General features: G+C 48.3%; 15 protein-coding genes. 9 read left to right on the top strand and 6 right to left on the bottom strand.

Annotation, left to right across the window (positions count from 1 at the left end; all coding sequences use genetic code 11):
- Positions 1-113: 113 nt before the first annotated feature.
- The 6 genes from MHI37_RS02020 to MHI37_RS01995 all read left to right on the top strand — a co-directional run bounded on the left by MHI37_RS02020 (position 114) and on the right by MHI37_RS01995 (position 7,273).
- Positions 114-1,547, top strand: coding sequence for a PTS mannitol transporter subunit IICBA (locus MHI37_RS02020; RefSeq protein ID WP_076337004.1), 1,434 nt, complete (start codon positions 114-116; stop codon positions 1,545-1,547).
- Between the two features lie 205 nt (positions 1,548-1,752).
- Entirely contained in the window at positions 1,753-3,672 is a 1,920-nt protein-coding gene (locus MHI37_RS02015) for a BglG family transcription antiterminator (protein WP_083676265.1), read from the top strand.
- Positions 3,669-4,106: a PTS sugar transporter subunit IIA gene (locus MHI37_RS02010; RefSeq protein WP_076337002.1), complete on the top strand. Its 438-nt coding sequence runs from the start codon at positions 3,669-3,671 to the stop codon at positions 4,104-4,106. Before MHI37_RS02015 ends, MHI37_RS02010 begins: the two co-directional genes overlap by 4 nt.
- Complete coding sequence (locus tag MHI37_RS02005) at positions 4,103-5,290, top strand: mannitol-1-phosphate 5-dehydrogenase (protein ID WP_076337001.1); 1,188 nt, start codon at positions 4,103-4,105, stop codon at positions 5,288-5,290. Before MHI37_RS02010 ends, MHI37_RS02005 begins: the two co-directional genes overlap by 4 nt.
- Positions 5,287-7,020 (top strand): phosphoenolpyruvate--protein phosphotransferase, encoded by a 1,734-nt coding sequence (gene ptsP / locus MHI37_RS02000; RefSeq protein WP_076337000.1) that lies wholly within the window; start codon positions 5,287-5,289, stop codon positions 7,018-7,020. Before MHI37_RS02005 ends, ptsP begins: the two co-directional genes overlap by 4 nt.
- Positions 7,013-7,273: an HPr family phosphocarrier protein gene (locus MHI37_RS01995; protein WP_076336999.1), complete on the top strand. Its 261-nt coding sequence runs from the start codon at positions 7,013-7,015 to the stop codon at positions 7,271-7,273. The genes ptsP and MHI37_RS01995 overlap by 8 nt, the downstream gene beginning before the upstream one ends.
- A 434-nt stretch (positions 7,274-7,707) precedes the next feature.
- Here the strand turns inward: MHI37_RS01995 and MHI37_RS01990 are convergent, their stop codons facing one another.
- The 5 genes from MHI37_RS01990 to MHI37_RS01970 all read right to left on the bottom strand — a co-directional run bounded on the left by MHI37_RS01990 (position 7,708) and on the right by MHI37_RS01970 (position 15,355).
- Positions 7,708-8,655: an aminoglycoside phosphotransferase family protein gene (locus MHI37_RS01990; RefSeq protein ID WP_256710532.1), complete on the bottom strand. Its 948-nt coding sequence runs from the start codon at positions 8,653-8,655 to the stop codon at positions 7,708-7,710.
- A gap of 1,814 nt (positions 8,656-10,469) precedes the next feature.
- The gene (locus MHI37_RS01985; RefSeq protein WP_256710723.1) at positions 10,470-10,604 is read right to left on the bottom strand and encodes a hypothetical protein; all 135 of its coding nucleotides are present in this window, start codon (positions 10,602-10,604) and stop codon (positions 10,470-10,472) included.
- Positions 10,601-11,863: a group II intron reverse transcriptase/maturase gene (gene ltrA, locus MHI37_RS01980; protein WP_076339908.1), complete on the bottom strand. Its 1,263-nt coding sequence runs from the start codon at positions 11,861-11,863 to the stop codon at positions 10,601-10,603. The genes MHI37_RS01985 and ltrA overlap by 4 nt, the downstream gene beginning before the upstream one ends.
- A 594-nt stretch (positions 11,864-12,457) precedes the next feature.
- Entirely contained in the window at positions 12,458-14,695 is a 2,238-nt protein-coding gene (locus MHI37_RS01975; RefSeq protein WP_144023822.1) for a YhgE/Pip domain-containing protein, read from the bottom strand.
- 84 nt (positions 14,696-14,779) lie between these two features.
- Entirely contained in the window at positions 14,780-15,355 is a 576-nt protein-coding gene (locus MHI37_RS01970; protein WP_076339910.1) for a TetR/AcrR family transcriptional regulator, read from the bottom strand.
- A gap of 186 nt (positions 15,356-15,541) precedes the next feature.
- On the opposite strand from MHI37_RS01970, the gene ytxJ reads away from it, so the two are divergent.
- Positions 15,542-15,880 carry a bacillithiol system redox-active protein YtxJ gene (gene ytxJ, locus MHI37_RS01965; RefSeq protein WP_076339911.1) on the top strand — a complete coding sequence of 113 codons (339 nt, stop codon included), beginning with the start codon at positions 15,542-15,544 and terminating at the stop codon, positions 15,878-15,880.
- A 94-nt stretch (positions 15,881-15,974) separates the two neighbouring features.
- On the opposite strand, the gene MHI37_RS01960 is transcribed toward ytxJ, so the two are convergent.
- Positions 15,975-16,775 carry a copper amine oxidase N-terminal domain-containing protein gene (locus tag MHI37_RS01960; protein WP_076339912.1) on the bottom strand — a complete coding sequence of 267 codons (801 nt, stop codon included), beginning with the start codon at positions 16,773-16,775 and terminating at the stop codon, positions 15,975-15,977.
- A gap of 364 nt (positions 16,776-17,139) precedes the next feature.
- Between MHI37_RS01960 and MHI37_RS01955 the strand changes: the two genes are divergently transcribed.
- Together MHI37_RS01955 and MHI37_RS01950 are read left to right on the top strand one after the other, a co-directional pair.
- A complete protein-coding gene (locus MHI37_RS01955) occupies positions 17,140-17,451 on the top strand; it encodes an S-layer homology domain-containing protein (protein WP_076339913.1) in 312 nt (103 codons plus the stop codon).
- Positions 17,452-17,561: 110 nt separating this feature from the next.
- Positions 17,562-18,230: a hypothetical protein gene (locus MHI37_RS01950; RefSeq protein ID WP_076339914.1), complete on the top strand. Its 669-nt coding sequence runs from the start codon at positions 17,562-17,564 to the stop codon at positions 18,228-18,230.
- Positions 18,231-19,040: the final 810 nt, after the last annotated feature.

The following is a 19,040-nucleotide window of genomic DNA, read 5'->3' as shown; positions in this document are numbered from 1 at the left end:
CAACATCTCTATTGACGCAACCCACTTATCAATTCATTGATAATGAAAGCGCTATACATTACGATTAACTCATGTTCAATTGGTTTATATGATTACAAATAGGAGGTTGAAGCATGAGTAAACTGGAGCTTGAAAAACCGGTTACCGGCAGCGTCAAAGTTTCCGTTCAACGATTTGGTCGTTTTCTCAGCGGCATGGTTATGCCGAATATTGGAGCGTTTATCGCATGGGGACTCATAACGGCTTTATTCATACCGACAGGCTGGTATCCGAACGAGAGTCTCGCCACGCTCGTTGGACCAATGATTACGTATCTGCTGCCTATTCTCATTGGTTATACGGGCGGTCAAATGATACATGGCGTGCGAGGCGGCGTTATCGGCGCGATCGTTACACTAGGCGTTATATCTGGAGCAGATATTCCCATGTTCCTCGGAGCAATGATTGTCGGCCCAGCTGCCGCATGGGTACTTAAAAAATTCGATCAATCGATTGAAGGCAAAATTCCTTCCGGTTTCGAAATGCTCATTAACAATTTCTCGTCCGGCATTATCGGCGGCGGTCTAGCCATCGTTGCTTTCAAGGGAATCGGCCCTGTAGTCGAAGCCTTAAGCAAGGTGCTTACGACTGGCGTGGAATGGCTCATTGATACGGGCTTGCTGCCGCTGGTGAACGTTCTGATCGAGCCGGCCAAAGTATTATTTCTCAACAACGCGATTAACCACGGCATACTCGGACCGCTTGCGCTGGATCAAGCAACGCAAACGGGCAAATCCATCATTTACATGCTGGAATCAAATCCAGGCCCAGGCCTTGGTATCCTGCTTGCTTACTGGGTATTCGGCAGAGGAATGGTGAAGCAATCGGCGCCAGGCGCAGTTGTTATTCATTTCTTCGGCGGTATTCATGAAATTTATTTCCCTTATATTCTAATGAATCCGCGTCTTATTCTAGCAGCTATCGCAGGCGGCGTATCCGGTACATTCACCTTCTCCCTCTTCGGAGCAGGTCTTGTCGCGGCTCCATCACCAGGCAGTATTATCGCTTACTTCTCCATGACGCCAAGAGGCGGTATACTCGCTATGCTTAGCGGCGTCTTAGTGGCAACGGTCGTTTCCTTCCTAGTCTCTGCCGTACTGCTGAAAACGACTAAGCAGAATGAGGATGCTGACAACGAGCTTGAGGCTGCCGCGCAGAAGATGCAGCAAATGAAGGCTGAATCCAAAGGAGCTGCTCCTACCACTGCTTCGCAAACACAGCTTACAAAGGAGCAGGTAAACAAAATCGTCTTCTCCTGTGATGCCGGCATGGGATCAAGTGCTATGGGCGCCTCTATTCTAAGGAAGAAAGTAAATGCAGCCAAGCTGCCAATTACCGTCATCAATACAGCGATCAGCGATATTCCAGGCGATGCTGATATCGTAATCACCCATAAGACGCTTACGGATCGAGCTCGGCAAAAAGCGCCAAACGCTGAGCATATTTCCATCGAAAATTTCCTTAAGAGTCCTGAATATGACTTGCTCGTCCAAAGACTAAGTGAATGAAGCTCTGCTTAACGCTGACAGATATCTGTCGGCGTTAAGTCCATTCTTCTGTTAAGGAGGATAGCCTATCAAAGCCTCAACTAGGCAACGCCGAATCATTGAGCTGCTGCTGGGTCAGAAGCATGAAATAACGGCTGCCGATATCGCTGACTTCGTCGGAGCAAGCACAAGGACGGTTCACCGAGAGCTTAGCGATATCGAGCCTTTGCTAGCCGCAAACGGCATTGTGCTTCATCGCATCGCCGGACTTGGCATTCGCATTGAAGCCGATAATGAAGCGTTGGAGCGATTCAAGCAATCCTTCGATCGCTCCGACCCCTTCGAATACTCAGCCGAGGAGCGCAAAATCATTATTTTTTGCAGATTGCTTGAGCATGATGAGCCGTTAAAGCTCTTCTCGCTCGCGCATGAGCTGCGCGTGACGATGCCAACCGTTAGTCATGACCTTGATGAGCTTGAGGAAACGATGCTGAGGCAAGGCCTCACACTCGTCCGGAGAAGAGGCTACGGCGTCGAGGTCAACGGCTCTGAAGAAGCTAAGCGCCATTCCATCAGCTTGCTTGCACTCAATCATCTCGATGATTCCGATTTGTTCGGACAATTTCAGGATCAGACAGTGACCAATCCGATCATCGCACAGCTGCTGGATATGATAGGCAAAGAAAATTTCAAGAAGCTGGAGCAGGCACTCTGGGAGCTGAATGTCGATTGGCCCGACACCTTAACGGAATCCGATTATACGAGAATGCTCATAAAGCTTTCCGTTGCATTAACACGCATTGAGCATAAGTGCCTGATAACAGAGCAGATCTATGGCAAGGATTCATCCCCTTTGCTAAACAGCTTGTTAAACATTCTTAGACTCCAGCTTCCTGTAGAGGAACAACGTTATCTATCCGAGCTGCTGGGCAACGAGGCTGTGGCACAAAGCAGCCTGCTGATCCATCATGACGATATGTCGGCCATTGAAGGCGTCAAGCAGCTTATCCGCTATGTCGAGAAACAGCTGCATATGTCGCTTATGGAGGACCGCTCGCTGGAAGAGGGACTCATTCAGCATATCAAGCCAGCGTTTCAGCGTATTTTGGACGGGATAGCCATCCGAAATCCGATGCTGGTGCAAATCAAAAAAGATTACAGCTCGTTGTTTTCCATTATGCGCAGCGGTGTACAAGAGGTATATCCGCAGCTCAAAATACCCGACGAGGAAATCGGCTATCTCGTTATGCATTTCGGAGCCTCCTTGGAGCGCTTGAAGCCATTTTCCAGAAAAATACGAGCTGTGCTCGTATGTACGAGCGGAATCGGCTCTTCAAAGCTGCTGGCTGTCAAAATCGCCAAGAGACTCCCGCAAATTGACCTCATCGGTCATTATTCTTGGTACGAAGCGACCAGACTCCCAGAGAGCCGATACGATTTGATCATCTCAACCGTTGATTTGCCGCTGGAGCCGAATCGGTATATTAAGCTAAGTCCAATGCTCTCGCCTGAAGAAACCAATCAGCTGCGCAGCTATATCGAAGACATCACGTTAAAAAAGGCCGCACCGTCGATTGCCACAGAACTAGGGGAAACCGTACAATCGCCAATGGATCGCTTGCTGCTGCTGCAGCTCTATTCTGGAATTGTCCTGCGGCTACTTGACGGCTTCCGCGTTCATGACCTCGCTCTATCGGTGGGGCAAGAGCCATTAGAGAAGCAGCTGCCAAGCATGCTATCCTTAGTCGCTAAACCGTATGTCGACAAACATACCGAGAAAATTGCGGAGCAGCTGCTGGAAAGGGAGCGTCTAGGAAGTGTGGTTATTCCCGATACCAAACTCGCCTTGCTTCATACACGAAGCGAGTGGATTGAGGAACCACTGTTAGTCCTATTTCGATATGACCGGCCGCTGGATTTAAGTGAGGACAGCTCCATTCAGGCGCTGCAATTATTAATGATGCTAGGTCCATTGAAGCTTGATAAATACAGCTTGGAGCTGCTCAGCGAAATTAGCGCCATGCTGCTGCTGCCTGACCTGCTTACCCTACTTGAGAATGGGGATGCTGCCAGCATCCAGCTGTTCATCTCCAGAAAGCTAGAAAGCTATATAAAAACAAAATTGGAATGGAGAGAATCATCATGACTATTTTATCTACAGACAAGGTGAAGCTGAACGTTAGTGTAAAAGACAAATACGAGGCAATTCGTATCGTTGGACAAATGCTCGTTGATGCCGGACACGCTCCGCAGGCGTATATCGACAAAATGATCGAACGCGAGGAGTCACTCTCCACCTACATCGGCGGAGGCCTTGCTATGCCTCACGGCACGAATGATTCAAAGGCGCTTATTCAATCGACAGGCATGTCGATTATTATCGTACCGGCCGGCGTTGACTTCGGCGGCGAGGAGCCAGCTCAGCTAGTAATCGGATTAGCTGCGGTCGGCGACGATCACCTTGATATTTTGACCAATGTAGCAGTGCTCGTATCAGAGGAAGAAGATATGCAGCGCATCTTGAACGCAGCTTCTGAGCAGGAGCTGATTTCTATTTTCGAATCGGGGATGGAATCATGAAGGCCGTACACTTCGGAGCAGGCAATATAGGCCGTGGCTTCATCGGCTTGCTGCTGCATAACGCAGGCTTCGAGATATGCTTCTCAGATGTGAACGACGCGCTTGTCGCTAATTTACAGGAAAAGCAGCAGTATACGGTGAAGCTTGCAAACGAGCCAGGAGACACCTACCTTGTCGATCACATTACAGCCATTAATGGCAAAGATCTCGCCCAAGTCGCCGAGAAAATCGCCGAAGCCGACATCGTTACGACAGCCGTTGGCGTATCGATCCTAAAGCATATTGCAGCAGCGGTTGCTAAAGGAATTGAACTCAGACTCTCGAATGGCGAGGCAAAAGCCGCTCTTCCCATTATCGCTTGCGAGAATACGCTTGGCGGCAGTACGATTCTGAAGCAGTTCGTCTATGAGCATCTATCGGCGGAGATGCAAGCGCTGGCTGATCAACACATCGTCTTCCCAAATGCAGCCGTAGACCGCATCGTTCCGCTTCAGCAGCATGAGGACCCGCTCCTTGTTGTCGTAGAGCCATTCTATGAATGGACCGTAGAGCGTTCACCCTTGCTTTCCTCGCTGCCCGAAATTGAGGGGATTCATTATGTCGATCAGCTAGAGCCGTATATTGAGCGGAAGCTATTTACCGTCAATACAGGTCACTGCGTAGCTGCTTATCACGGTTACTTAAGAGGCTATGAGACCATTCAAGAAGCGATGAAGGACCCCGCTGTTGTCGCAGAGGTTAAAGGCGCACTGCTGGAGTCAGGTGCCGCACTCGTCCAAACCTATCAATTCGATGAGCGTGCTCACGCCTTGTATGTCGATCAAATTTTGGAACGTTTCATCAACCCTTATCTGGTCGATGAAATTGCGAGAATCGGCCGCTCGCCCATTCGCAAGCTGTCACCGAGTGATCGTCTAGTACGTCCGGCCTTATTAGCTTATGAGCTTAATATTCCCGTTACCCATTTGACAGCTGCTATGGCAGCAGCCTTGCTTTTCCAAAATTCCGATGATCCCGAAGCCATCGAGCTGCAGACTGCTATACGGGAGCAAGGACTTACTCATACGATCACAAAATATACAGGCTTAGATGAACAGCATCCTCTTCATAAGCAGGTGGCCGAACAATACCAAGAGCTGGAGCAGACGTTTGGCTCCGCAGGGAAAGGAATGAGTAAATCATGACAGCACCCTTAAAAGGTATTTCCGCATCACCCGGCATTGCTATCGCACGCGCTTTCCATCTCGCTCACGAACGTTTCATTCCAACTCAGCAAGCCATCACGGATACTGACGCGGAGGTCGGACGGTTCCACCTTGCCGTCGCCGTCGCCCGTGATGAGATCGAGGTTATTCGCAGCTCGACCGCAGAGCGGCTCGGTGAGGACAAGGCAGAAATTTTCGAAGGTCATCTCATGATACTCGAGGACCCCGACTTCATAGATGCCATTGCCCTGAAAATAACTGACGAAGCGATGAACGCAGAATTTACGCTTCACGAGACTGCACAGTCCTTCATCGAGCTTCTTCAGTCGATGTCCGACGAGCTGCTGCGCGGTCGCGCGGTCGATATTGAGGATGTGTCCGGCCGAATTATGAGTCATTTGCGCGGTGTACCGCATATGGATCTTGCCGGCATGACAGAGGAATGTATTATTGTAGCGAAGGATCTGACACCATCGGATACGGCTCAGCTTAATCTGGAGTTCGTCCGCGGATTCGTTACCGAAATAGGCAGCCGCACCTCCCATTCCGCGATTATGGCGCGCTCTTTGGAAATACCAGCCATCGTCGGCATCGGGGCTGCGGTGCAGCAAATTCCAGCGCAAGCCGTTATCGTCATGGATGCCAATGAGGGCATTGTCCTTATTGCACCCACAGAGGAAGAGCTTACTGCCTATCAAGACAAGAAGCAAAAGAATGATCTCCGCAGAATGGCATTAAGCAAGCTGAAGGATCTGCCTACTTTGTCCGCAGACGGCAAGCAGGTTGAGCTGGCAGCCAACATCGGCAAGCTGGAGGATATTCAGCGGGCGATTGACAACGGAGCCGAAGGCATCGGCCTCTTTCGCACCGAGTTTCTATACATGGGACGCAGCTCCCTCCCAACCGAGGAGGAGCAGTTCACCAGCTACAAGTACGCGCTTGAAAAAATGAACCCAAAGCCCGTCGTCATTAGAACGCTCGATATAGGCGGCGACAAGGAGCTTCCTTACATGGAGCTGCCGAAGGAAAGCAACCCCTTCCTCGGACAGCGTGCGCTGCGCCTATGTCTGGATCGACAGGACTTATTCCGTACCCAGCTGCGTGCACTGCTGCGCGCCAGCCGCTTTGGCAACTTGAAAATCATGTTTCCGATGATCGCTGTATTAGAGGAGCTGCTGGAGGCTAAGCAGCTGCTTGAAGAGGAGAAACAGAAGCTTATCGCCGAAGGCGTTCAGCTTGCTGATCATATTGAGATCGGAATGATGGTCGAAATTCCAGCTGCGGCAATCGCAGCCGATCTATTCGCGCCAGAGATCGATTTCTTCAGCATCGGTACAAACGATTTGATTCAATATACGATGGCAGCAGATCGCATGAACGAAACGGTTGCCTATCTGTATCAGCCTTGGCATCCCTCCCTACTTCGCTTAATTCGCTTCGTTATTCAAGCGGCGGAGAAGGAAGGCAAATGGGTTGGCATGTGCGGCGAAATGGCAGGGGACGAGACCGCTATTCCGCTGCTGCTCGGACTTGGCCTGCATGAGTTCAGCATGAGTGCCGGCTCCATTCTCCCAGCTAGAGAGCTGATCAGTCAGCTCGACCAGTCCAGCTGGTCCGACTACGCCAATCAAGCATTAACGATGCGGAGCACACAGGAAATCACGCAATTCGTAGAACACACAAGAAACGGAGTGATTCATCATGGTTAGTCAATCTTTTACGATTCTGAATCCTACAGGCTTTCACGTACGCCCAACCAAAACCTTCGTCCAAACCGCCAGCACCTTCCCTTGCAAAATATTTGTCATTAACAAGGGCAAGCGGGTAAACGGCAAAAGCTCGCTAAGCATGCTTACGCTAGGCATTGCAGCAAACGAGGAAGTCACGCTGGAAATCGACGGCGAGCAGGAAACACAAGCACTCGAAGCGCTTGGCAAGCTGCTCACTGACATTCATGAATAGCTTCAGCTTCTAACCCCCGCAGCAGCCACAGCGTTCAGGCCCCGCGCCTGACTTCTATGGCTGCTGTTTTTAACACTCGTATTACTTTCGCCCCCCACTTCTCCTAGGCTACATTGCACAAATTACAGCAGATACCTGACATCACACTCCAAATATCGAGCTACGTTGCAGTAATGCAGCAGATTCACCCCTATTTACTCTAAAAACGGCCGAAATCCAACATTCCATTGCACTAACTACACTGTAGCTCGAACCCAACCGCCAAATAGCCTTTTCCATTGCACTAACTGCAACGTAGCACCGCTACGTTCATCCAATTAGACAAGGCGATCAAGAAGAGCAGATACCTGCCTCCAACCCATTCTCTTCAGGGCTACATTGCACGAGTTACAACAGCTACCTGACATCTCACTTCGAATATCGAGCAATCTCTGTTAATCCATAATCGAGTCAACAGCTTGTTTCGCGAACGCAGCATAGGATTCGATCCGATCCGGACTTCGATCAATAGCCCACCTGAGGTTATCGAACGCTTTTAATAGCAGCAAAACTCTCATATCAGCAAGGTCTTCTGCACTTATAACGTACCCGTCTAGAAATGCTTTGAATTCTTCTGCATTCGGATTTCCGTCTAGCATTTGGCACTGCATCACACAAATAATATCTCCATGCGGTACCGTTCTTACTTCTGCATTGCCCCAATCCAATAATATTACTTGTCCTGTCTGATTAACAATCGTATTCTTCAATGAGATATCTCCATGAATTAAACCGAAGCGGAAATTTTCTTTCTTCAAATTCTCAAACAGTTTTCGTACTTTCTGCGATTTCATCCGAGTGATTACTCCAAGCTCAATCAACCGATCATACTCCGTCAAGCTATTGATATTATACTGCACATACCCTAGCCAACTGCCGTCCGATCCTGCATGAGGAGGTGAATGAAACTCACCACGGACTGGATCAATCAGATTTTCCCCATATCCCTTCACTTGAATCGAATGAATACGTTTGGCATATTTGCCAAGCTGCCTCCAAATATCGGACTTGAGAACCGTGCTGTCCACCCCGTTGTCACCATCAACAAAAGCTTGAATCATATATGCGGTTTCATCAACTATTCCAATGGACAACACCTCAGGTCCGGGAATGCCGATCGCGGCAGCCTGTTCAATGCACCATTTTTCTTTCACATAGCTTGGGTATGTACCGGCATCATTCATTCGAACAACGACTTTACGACTTTCGGTTTCGACTACGCAAACCTGATTTACAAAACCTTTTCCTATGATTTGATATGAAGTTTTTACTTGTTCCAGAAGAAAATCTCCTGCAATTCGTTCTGCTTGTGCAACTACAGCGTCTACCATAGTTTCTTTCATCTCCCTCAAGTGTCGCGCTCCGGATAGTTTACCGCTTACTTTTTCGAAAAGTACGGTTATAACTAAACTATACTACCAGTTAGCTCAACGTCTAGCGGTATATCTGTACCCAATACCCTATTTTACGAAGAAGAAAAGGATCCGCTCGTTCGAGCGGATCCTTTAATTTTGTCGATTATGGATTACCCAAAGCCTCATCATGATGTCCACAATTTCCAACTTTCCTACTATTTATTTTCACACCATAACCTACTAGTTTCAAGAAAAACATTGGTTGTGACGCTAACGTCTGTACAAAACCTCATATTTTGTGAGTAGATTCTCTTGCATATGTGCAGGATAGCTAACTCAGAGAGGCTGAAAAGCGCGAAGTTACTGCAAATATGCAGGATAGTCTGCGTGCGGGGGAAACTGATGGTTGTGCTCGGAGTGAATTTACGGCTATCCCAGACTAACCCTCCAAGCAGCTCTCCAACGTTTCTTTCAGCGGACTCTTCAACTAACCCAACTACTGCTCTATCCTGCACTTTCGCAGGATAGACGCTCGTTTTTCGCGCTCCCACGTACCTATGTTGCACCCCAGCACTATAGACGCCCTTACAGATGCGCCTTGAGGCGAAATTAGTCTAATCTAATGCAAATGTGCAGGATAGGTAGCTCAGAGAGGCTGAAAAGCGCGAAGTTACTGCAAATATGCAGGATAGCCTGCGTGCGGGGGAAGTTGATGGTCGTGCTCGCAGTGAATTTACGGCTATCCCAGACTAACCCTCCAAGCAGCTCTCCAACGTTTCTTTCAGCGGACTCTTCAACTAACCCAACTACTGCTCTATCCTGCACTTTCGCAGGATAGACGCTCGTTTTTCGCGCTCCCACGTACCTATGTTGCACCCCAGCACTATAGACGCCCTTACAGATGCGCCTTGAGGCGAAATTAGTCTAATCTAATGCAAGTGAGTAGATTCTCTTGCATATGTGCAGGATAGGTAGCTCAGAGAGGCTGAAAAGCGCGAAGTTACTGCAAATGTGCAGGATAGCCTGCGTGCGGGGGAAACTGATGGTTGTGCTCGGAGTGAATTTACGGCTATCCCAGACTAACCCTCCAAGCAGCTCTCCAACGTTTCTTTCAGCGGACTCTTCAACTAACCCAACTACTGCGCTATCCTGCACTTTCGCAGGATAGACGCTCGTTTTTCGCGCTCCCACGTACCTATGTTGCACCCCAGCACTATAGACACCCTTACAGATGCGCCTTGAGGCGAAATTAGTCTAATCTAATGCAAATGTGCAGGATAGGTAGCTCAGAGAGGCTGAAAAGCGCGAAGTTACTGCAAATATGCAGGATAGCCTGCGTGCGAGGGAAACCGATGGTCGTGCTCGGAGTGAATTTACGGCTATCCCAGACTAACCCTCCAGCGATCTCTCCAACGTTTCTTTCAGCGGGCTCTCCAACTAACCCAACTACGGCGCTATCCTGCACTTTCGCAGGATAGACGCTCGTTTTTTGCGCTCCCACGTACCTATGTTGCACCCCAGCACTATAGACGCCCTTACAGATGCGCCTTGAGCCGAAATCAGTCTAATCTAATGCAAATGTGCAGGATAGCTAACTCAGAGAGGCTGAAAAGCCCGAAGTTACTGCAAATATGCAGGATAGCCTACGTGCGGGGGAAACTGATGGTCGTGCTCGGAGTGAATTTACGGCTATCCCAGACTAACCCTCCAAGCAGCTCTCCAACGTCTCTTTCAGCGGGCTCTTCAACTAACCCAACTACTGCGCTACCCTAGCCACTAGCATTCCTGTAGAGCGTTAATTATCAGCTTTGAAAAACACCCTTTGAGAAGGGAAGCTTATTGCTGCCCGCATTCATCCCAATAATCGAGTAGGAGGGAGCGCCTAGCTCCCGTCCTCTCACACCACCGTACGTACCGTTCGGTATACGGCGGTTCATGAATTATTCCGTAGTGAGTTATACCTGTCCAGCAAACTCTTTAGTCCGTTAGATGACCAATATTGGTTATCTAACGTGGACTGAAGAATGGGACTGCCTGCAATCCTCCAGTACTTCTTCCTTGTATTTCCCCATTCATAGGCTTTTCCTTTAGATACGCCTAGTGCGGCTAGCTTCTTCACCTTTGTTCGTGGTAATTTCCACTGTTTCCATATGCACATTCGTAATCTTCTTCGTGTCCACTCGTCCAACTCTTTGAACACTGTCTTGGTGTCTACTAGCGCATAATATCCGCACCATCCCGTCAGATACTGGTTAAGTTTCTTGATCCGCTGGTCTATTGGTATGGGACTTTTCCTCGATGTGATCTCTTTGATCTTTGCCTTCACTCGTTGCAAGGATGGTTTTGAGATTCGCACCTTTGGATTTGCTTTGTCCCAGCTAAACGTAAACCCTAGAAATTTTCGTTTCCATGGTCGGTCAACTGCACTTTTTGCTTGGTTCACCTTGAGTTTTAGCTTCTTCTCAATAAACTGCGTCACGGATTCCTTCACTCGCTTACCTGCTTTCCACGTTTTCACGTAGAGGTTACAATCGTCCGCGTAGCGAACGAAGCGCAAGTTGCGCTTCTCTAGTTCCTTATCCAGTTCGTCCAGTACAATATTCGATAATAATGGGCTTAGCGGACCGCCTTGCGGTGCTCCTTCGGTCGTTGGTTCGACGAGGCCATTCACCATCACCCCTGATTGCAGGTACTTTCGAATGAGTTTCAATAACGCTTTATCCGTTATTTCTTCCGCTAGTCTCGCCATCAAACGGTCATGATGCACACGATCGAAGAATTTCTCTAGGTCAAGGTCTACCACGATTCGATAGCCTTCTTGCATGAATGCTCTCGCTTTCCTCACGGCATCATGACCTCGCCTTTTTGGGCGAAAGCCATAACTGTGTTCAGAGAACTTCGGGTCAAATACAGGAGTTAGTACTTGAGTGATTGCTTGTTGAATGAGTCGATCTGTCACGGTAGGTATGCCTAAAAGCCTTATTCCGCCGTTCGGTTTCGGGATTTCGACCCGTCGGACTGGACTCGGCTCATAGGTTCCGTTTATTATGCTTTCACGAATCGTTCCCCAGTTTTGTACGATGTGTTCGCGTAAGGTTTTTACCGACATGCCATCTACGCCATGGCTTCCTTTATTCGTTTCGACACGATTTAGTGCCGACAGCATATTCGCTCGTGACAATACTTGCTCGATCATTCGAGGTACACTCCTTACGTGAATGTTTCTTCTCTTTATGCCGTTGATAGACTCTGCCCTTCTCAGTACCCTTGCGTATTCACCGCTACTTTCCTGAGATAAGTCCTTTCGGATTGTCTGCTTTCATTGCCTATCCCCGAACGCCAAGTTGATCCATTCCTATTTCATGTTCAGTCCTTCCGCAGGTTGTTGCAACAACCTGCGTACTATGACCTCTGCTGACTTCTGTACATTCAACATGGCTTCACAGCCATGCTTGCAGCTTTAACGTTGCTTATGTACAGATCTCCCCAGGTAAGAGCGCTATCTTCCTCTCCATCTATCTGCTTCATTTACTTTCGTACGCCTTCGGCAGTATGGACTTTGGTTTGTTGTGCAACCTCATCCAACGTACGCTAGCCTTATATGAAGTTCGTGTTCCTCAGACCGGAGATTTGCCGCCGGCTTCCTTCAGATTCTACCTCACGGTAGACACCCTTGCCTTAAGCTATGGTTACTACTGCCTTCACCATTCGGGACTCGAACCCTAGAGATAGCGCCCATGCTGGGCGCACCCAAAAAAGAACAGCGGGCATCCGCTGTTCTTTCTTGTATTTATACAGAAGCTGCTGCATCAGGAGCCGCTGCTTCGTTCTTCATTTTACGATGAGATAAGGTAAAGTAAGTGTAAGACAATGCTGCGAATACAATCGCAATTCCCGCGAGTATTCCCATATATTTGCCCATCGAGCTAAAGTTGCCGCTTGAAACAATATCTCTAAAGCCAGCTACCGTATACTTCATCGGCATGAATGGTGATATTTTTTGCATCCAATCAGGCACAAGCTCAATCGGGAACGTACCTGCCGAGCTTGTAAGCTGCAGGATCAATAAGATGACTGCAATGAAGCGGCCCGGATTGCCGAGAGTCGCAACCAAGAATTGAATAATCATCATAAAAGTAATACTTGTAAGAATGGAGAAGGCAAAGAATAACGACATGCTTTGCACCTCAAGCTTCAGCAAATTGATCAATACTACGTCGGCTATTACAGCCTGAATGGTACCAATAAGCGCAAGCGTAAGCGCCTTGCTCCAGAACCAGCTCCAGGCACTAGACGGACGCACCAAGGGATCACGTACCGAATAAACGATTGTCAGCAGCATAGCGCCGACATAAAGACCTAGCGACAGGAAGTATGGCGCAAGTCCTGTACCATAGTTTGGAACCTCGGATATTTTCTCTTCATTAACATTTACAGGTTCAGTAAAAATATCAACCATCGTATCCGTCAGCTTCAAATCAGAGGTTTTGTCCGATGCATCGCTTAATTTGCCAGACAGCTCTTGCGCGCCATCCTCCAGCTTCAGCAGTCCGGAAGAAACCTGCTGTGCACCATCCTCAAGCTGAGCAGAGCCATCTACGAACGGCGTTACATTGGAAGAAAGCTTAGACAGTCCCGCAGTTAGCTCTGCTGCTCCCTTGTTCAGCTGTTCAGCACCCGCCGCAAGCTTCGTTCCGCCCGCGCTGGCTTCTGCCAGCTTCGTACCAAACTCAGTCATCCCCGCTGTGAATGTTTTTGAGCCCGTTACAAGCTGCTCGCCATATACGCCTAGCTGTTTGCCGCCCGCTGCAGCTTCTTCTACTTTCTGATCAAACGCACCTAGACCTTCCGACACCTTAACGAGACCCCCGCCCAGCTGCGTCGCCCCTTCACTCAGCTGCTCCTGAGCTGCGGAGGACTTCTCCAGCCCCGCCGCCAGCTCTCGGCTCGCTGAGAGCAAAGACGCAAACCCCTCGCTCTCTGCGAGCTCAGGATTTGCCTGCCCCAGCTGCGCCAGCTTATTCGCCAGCTCCGCCGCACCTGCACTCAGCTGCTTCTCGCCCGCAGCTGACTCCTTAAGACCGCCCGCTAGCTGCCCCGCAGCCTGCTGCGCATCTCCAGCACCTTCCGCCAGCTGTTCGCTCGCTCCAGCCAGCTGCGCCAAGCCATCGCTCAGCTTCACCGCTCCGGCTCCAAGCGAACCCGCGCCCTCGCCAAGCGATGCGGCTCCCGCGCTAAGCTGCTGCTGCGCTGCCTGCAGCTGCGCCAGGCCGCTGGCTAAGTTTGCCGTGCCTGCGCTAAGCTCGGCACTGCCTTTGCCGAGCGTCGCTCCGCCTTCATTCAGCTTCGCCGCGCCCTCCTGCAGCGTCAACGATCCGCTGACGAGCTTAGCCAAATTTTTCTCGATGAGCACAGCTCCATCCTTCGCCTTCGTTGTGCCGTCGGCGATCTCGCCTGCACCGTCACTCGCTTGGCCAATTCCGTCGACAAGCTCCTCCATCTGCTCAAATACTGTGCGCGTATAGGCCGACGTTACTTCTTTATTGAGCTCAACCTTCATCGTATCGACAGCTTTACTGCCGATTTGGGAGGCCAAATAGTTATAGCTCTCATTCGCTAAGTAAGTCAGCTTCGCCGAGACTGGCTCATCCGATGATAAAGAGGTTGTTTTCTCCGAAAAATCAGCCGGAATCTCAATCGCTATATAATAGCGGTGATCCTCAAGGCCTGCCTCAGCCTCCTCTTTGCTTACAAAATGCCACTCAAAGCTATCTGCTTCCTTTAACTGTTCCTCAAAATCATCACCGATATGCATCATTTCATCGTTATATTCGAAACCTGCGTCCGCATTAACGACCGCTACCGGCATCTTGCTTAAATTTCCATAGGGGTCCCAAAATGCCCCAAGAAACATGGCAGAATACATCACTGGAATCATCAGCACACCGATGACCGAAATCAACAACAGCTTGTTGCGAGCAATCCCAGATAATTCACCACCGAACTGCTTTAACCCTCTGAACTTCAAATGATCCACGCTCCTATTCAGTTTCTAACTTACTGACCATTTCTGTCAAACGGTCATTTATGGAGTAAAAAAAAGGCATCCAGGCTATTCCGGAGCCAATCCTACTTGCATATAAAAACGCAGCTGCTCCGCAACCTGCTCTTTACTTAGCGGTTCATGCGTTTTCTTCCACTCTACTGTCAGGGCCATGTACAAGCGCAGCATAACAAAAGCCGTCATCTCGGAATTGCAAGGCTTGATCTCGCCCTTATCAATAGCCGCCTGCACCTGCTGCTGAATATAACCAACAACCGCTCCTTCAATCTGCTGCATGCCCTCAACCGCCATAGGCGTACCAATCTCACGTACCTCATGCGAAAGCTGAAGCGCAAGCTCATGCTCCTCGCGAAATTCGAGCAATTGCTCCAGTGCAGCATTTAAATTATCGAAAAATGGCTTATTAGGGTCTACAACCCGCTCTGCCACCTGCTTCATATCGACAATGAGCTTCTTCATAATTTCATGAAACAACTGTTCTTTATTCGTAAAAAAAGTATAAATCGTTCCTTTGCCTACATTCGCAATTTTAGCTACCTGATCCATCGTCGTTGCCTTATATCCAAATAACGCAAACGACTTTGACGCCGCTTCAACAATCTGCTGCCGCCGATCGATCGCCATGTTATCGCCTCCGCTCTTGTAAATGACCAAAAAACCAAATCAGTCATTTCGAATGTGACTATCTTATCACAGCCCATTTCCATTTGCAAGAGCTGAATAAAGATGACTTTATTCGGCAAAAAGAGATATAATACAGATACAGCTGTAACTATCATCTGCACAGCAGAATAAAAGGAGTGTTTCCCTATGTCGTACAAAGAAATTACAACCATCGAAGAATGGAATAACGTTTATGAAGCTTCTGCCACTCGCCCGCTCGTTGTTTTCAAACACAGCACGACTTGTCCGGTTAGCGCGAACGCTCACCAGGAATTTAACCAATACCTCGACGGCAAGCCTAGAGAGGACGTAGAATACGTGCTCGTTAAGGTGATCGAGTCTCGCCCTGTTTCCAACCAAATCGCTGAAGACACATCCGTAAAGCATGAGTCTCCACAAATTATGTTTATTGATAAAAAAGAAAAAGTATGGTCGACTTCACACTGGTCCATTACGAAAGCTCATATCACAGCCGTGCTTGACTAATCTTTAGCGCCGACCATCCCTCTCGTAGGGTTAAATCACAGCTCTCAGCCTGCTGCCTCCGCGCATAAGGCTGAGAGCTGTTTATTATATATACTTAATTCAGTTCACGTCCAACTGTAATGATATATTCGATATCATTTGGGCTAATGGAAACCGACTTCTGAGTCTCTTGGTTGTTCAGGACTCCCTTCAAAGGCAAATAAGACGGTCGAGAATAGGAATCCACCGAAAACCCACCGCTGCCGCTATATGAAACCAAAGGCTGAATATCTGCTTTTCCATCTGGAATCGTGTGTCCTGAATGGTTAACGGCAGTTACCGTCAAGCTTTTACCTTCAAGAACATAGGACATAATAGTCAATGCATCCTCGTTTTTCACATCAGCAAAATCATTGCCTTCAAACTGCTGAAAAGGCTTCCCCTTCAGAACTCTCTCATCATCTATGGACAACTGTTTAGTCTTGTTGTTCCACGTCCATTCAAGATCAGTCCCGTCCAATAACAACCTAATAGGTAGGTAAATTGAACCTTTCTTATTAACAGGAATCGTATCCATCACAACAGGCTTGCCGTCAATTTTTGCATTTTTTGATCCAATAGCGACCTCAAAAGAATGCCCCAACCACTCGGCCACAGCTATTTTAGTTGATGCGTTATAAGAGACAACTCCACCAAACAGACCTTCGATCGTGCGCAACGGAATAAGCAGCCTTCCCTGAGCATCAATATATGGAGCCGATGGATAAGTATAAAGAATCGAATACATCCCAGCTTTTAGATGGACTGGAATTGCGGTGGCGGGATTAGCGGCTTTAATAGAAGGGGAGCTTGAAAAAAATAATAAAAGCAAACATAGCAAACCAATCCATTGCGTTTTAATATTAATAAATTTCACAATCTATCAATCCCTTCTTTTCCATATGATTCCAATCTAATTACTATAGCAGTAATCGCCGCTCCAAGATAGCAGGCATTCGATAGCTCCTCAGACCTTCGTTCGCTAACGGAGACTGAGAGCTCTTTTTTTGTTCGTTATTGTTCTCTAACACAACATTTAAACAATATAAAACAAACCTTCATCCGTTAAACATCCCCACCCCTGCTGGAAGTATCTCCATTTATAGGACTAGACCAAAAAAATGATGATCCTTTATCCCTATTCTCAATAACGAATATTTATGGTTATCTAGATATTGTCGGAATATATCGTTTTATCCAAAAAACGGGTCAAAATTAGTAATAACTAGGGGGATATTTGTATGACGCGCTTCGCTTTTATCGCAATGATAATCATTGTTTTTATAGCGGCCTTGTCCTATCCGTTCACGGATAGCCATTCGACAATAGCATTAGCACCCTCCGCCACTTCACCCGTATTTAAGGATATCAAAGGCCATTGGACAGAGAAAACTATTAACAACATGGAAAATAAAGTAATATTAAACGAATATCCCGATAGGACCTTCCGGTCACAGAAATCGGTAAAAATCGACCAATTCATCAAAACGCTCGTTCTGAGCCACCCGTCGGCAACAAAAACCTTTATTTACTCCATCACCACGAAAAAATAGGTTTGACCTGTCTCCTGTAAGCCATTAGGATTAGAAATAGACGAAGAACGTCCATTTGCCAACCGGCATGTGGGCGTTTTTTTGCGTTTATACAAAGGAGGAATAGAGGGATGGATACTTTTGAACGTGCGCATGTGGCTTTTATTGAAAGGCATGTGGATGCTAGGAGCGGAGAGCGCAGAGCAAGACTACTGAGAGGTCACGGATACGGCGAAAAGCTGCTGCTGCAAAATGTATGGTGGCCCGTGTTCGGGAACTTTGATCTGCTCCATCCTGAATACGAAGTGTATGATCGAAGCCGCAAATCTTATTTTCTTGACTTAGCATTCACTCCCCCATTCGGCCAATTCAACCTAGAATGCCACGGCTATCAGTCACACATCAAAGATATGGATCGCGAAAAATTCAGCTATTCTCTGAATCGCGACACCTTCCTCACCGCACTCGGCTGGAAAATGATCCATTTTTCCTTCGATGACATTAAGGATCGTCCTGAAATCTGCCGCTCACTGCTCAAGCTTGTCCTCGGTCCCTATCTGCTGCATCAAGGTGGCTTAAATCCCGCTACCAAGATCGAAAAGGACTTGCTGCTTCTTGCCTGGAGACTAGGCAGACCCATTCGTCCCATCGATGTCTGCACCGCGTGGGAGCTCAACTTTCGCACAGCTCGCAAGCTCCTTGCAGGGCTCGCCCACAAGGGCTGGCTTCAGCCTATCTCCAAAGGGACAACGATAAGATATTATGAGTTAAAAGAAGACACACTTGATCTTTTGTTTTGAACGAGAAATTTCAAACAAGAAAGAGACTAACTGGGCTCTTGCAACAGCCGCACACGATAGTACTAGTACTACTGATGCACTCATTCCAGCTTAATGAAGCGTAGGTGATGCTCATAAACCGAGTAATAATTTATGAGCATCATTTCCCTCGCAGCTTCAAGCCCCAAGCTCACTCCCCCTATATTGCACATTCGCAGGATAGAAGCCCATTTCGAGCTAGTTGCGGCTTCTATCCTGCACTCCGTACAACATAGAGGAGGGTTTTAGCTCCTATGCACCCTCCAAACCAGCATTCTAATGCAAATGTGCAGGATAGACTCGCACGCATCGTCAAATAAGCGTAAGTTACTGCACAGGTACAACATAGCATCATTGGGCGACGCTCGGGGGTGGTTCTCGGTACAGCCGCAGCACCAACAGCTAAACTTGGTTACTTAAAACACTTCGACGCTCGAACGGAGCTTCTGGCATAGGAAGCAGCAGCAAGCACTCTAAATCACTCGCGCCGTCCAAACCTACTCTCCTATATTGCACATTCGCAGGATAGCAGCCCATTTCGAGCTAGTTGCGGCTTCTATCCTGCACTCCATACAACATAGAGGTGGGTTTCAGCTCCTCTGCACCCTCCAAAGCAGTATTCTAATGCAAATGTGCAGGATAGACTCGCACGCACCGTCAAATAAGCGTAAGTTACTGCACAGGTACAACATAGCATCATTGGGCGACGCTCGGACGGGGCTTCTGGTATAGGAAGCAGCAGCAAGCACTCTAAATCATATGGTACTCACCTCATAGCCGCAGCACCAACAG

Origin of the sequence: Paenibacillus sp. FSL H8-0548 (assembly GCF_038630985.1) — a bacterium.
Taxonomy (GTDB): Bacteria; Bacillota; Bacilli; order Paenibacillales; family Paenibacillaceae; genus Pristimantibacillus.
Note: the sequence above shows the minus strand (reverse complement) of the source record. Positions and strands in the feature narration are given on the sequence as shown.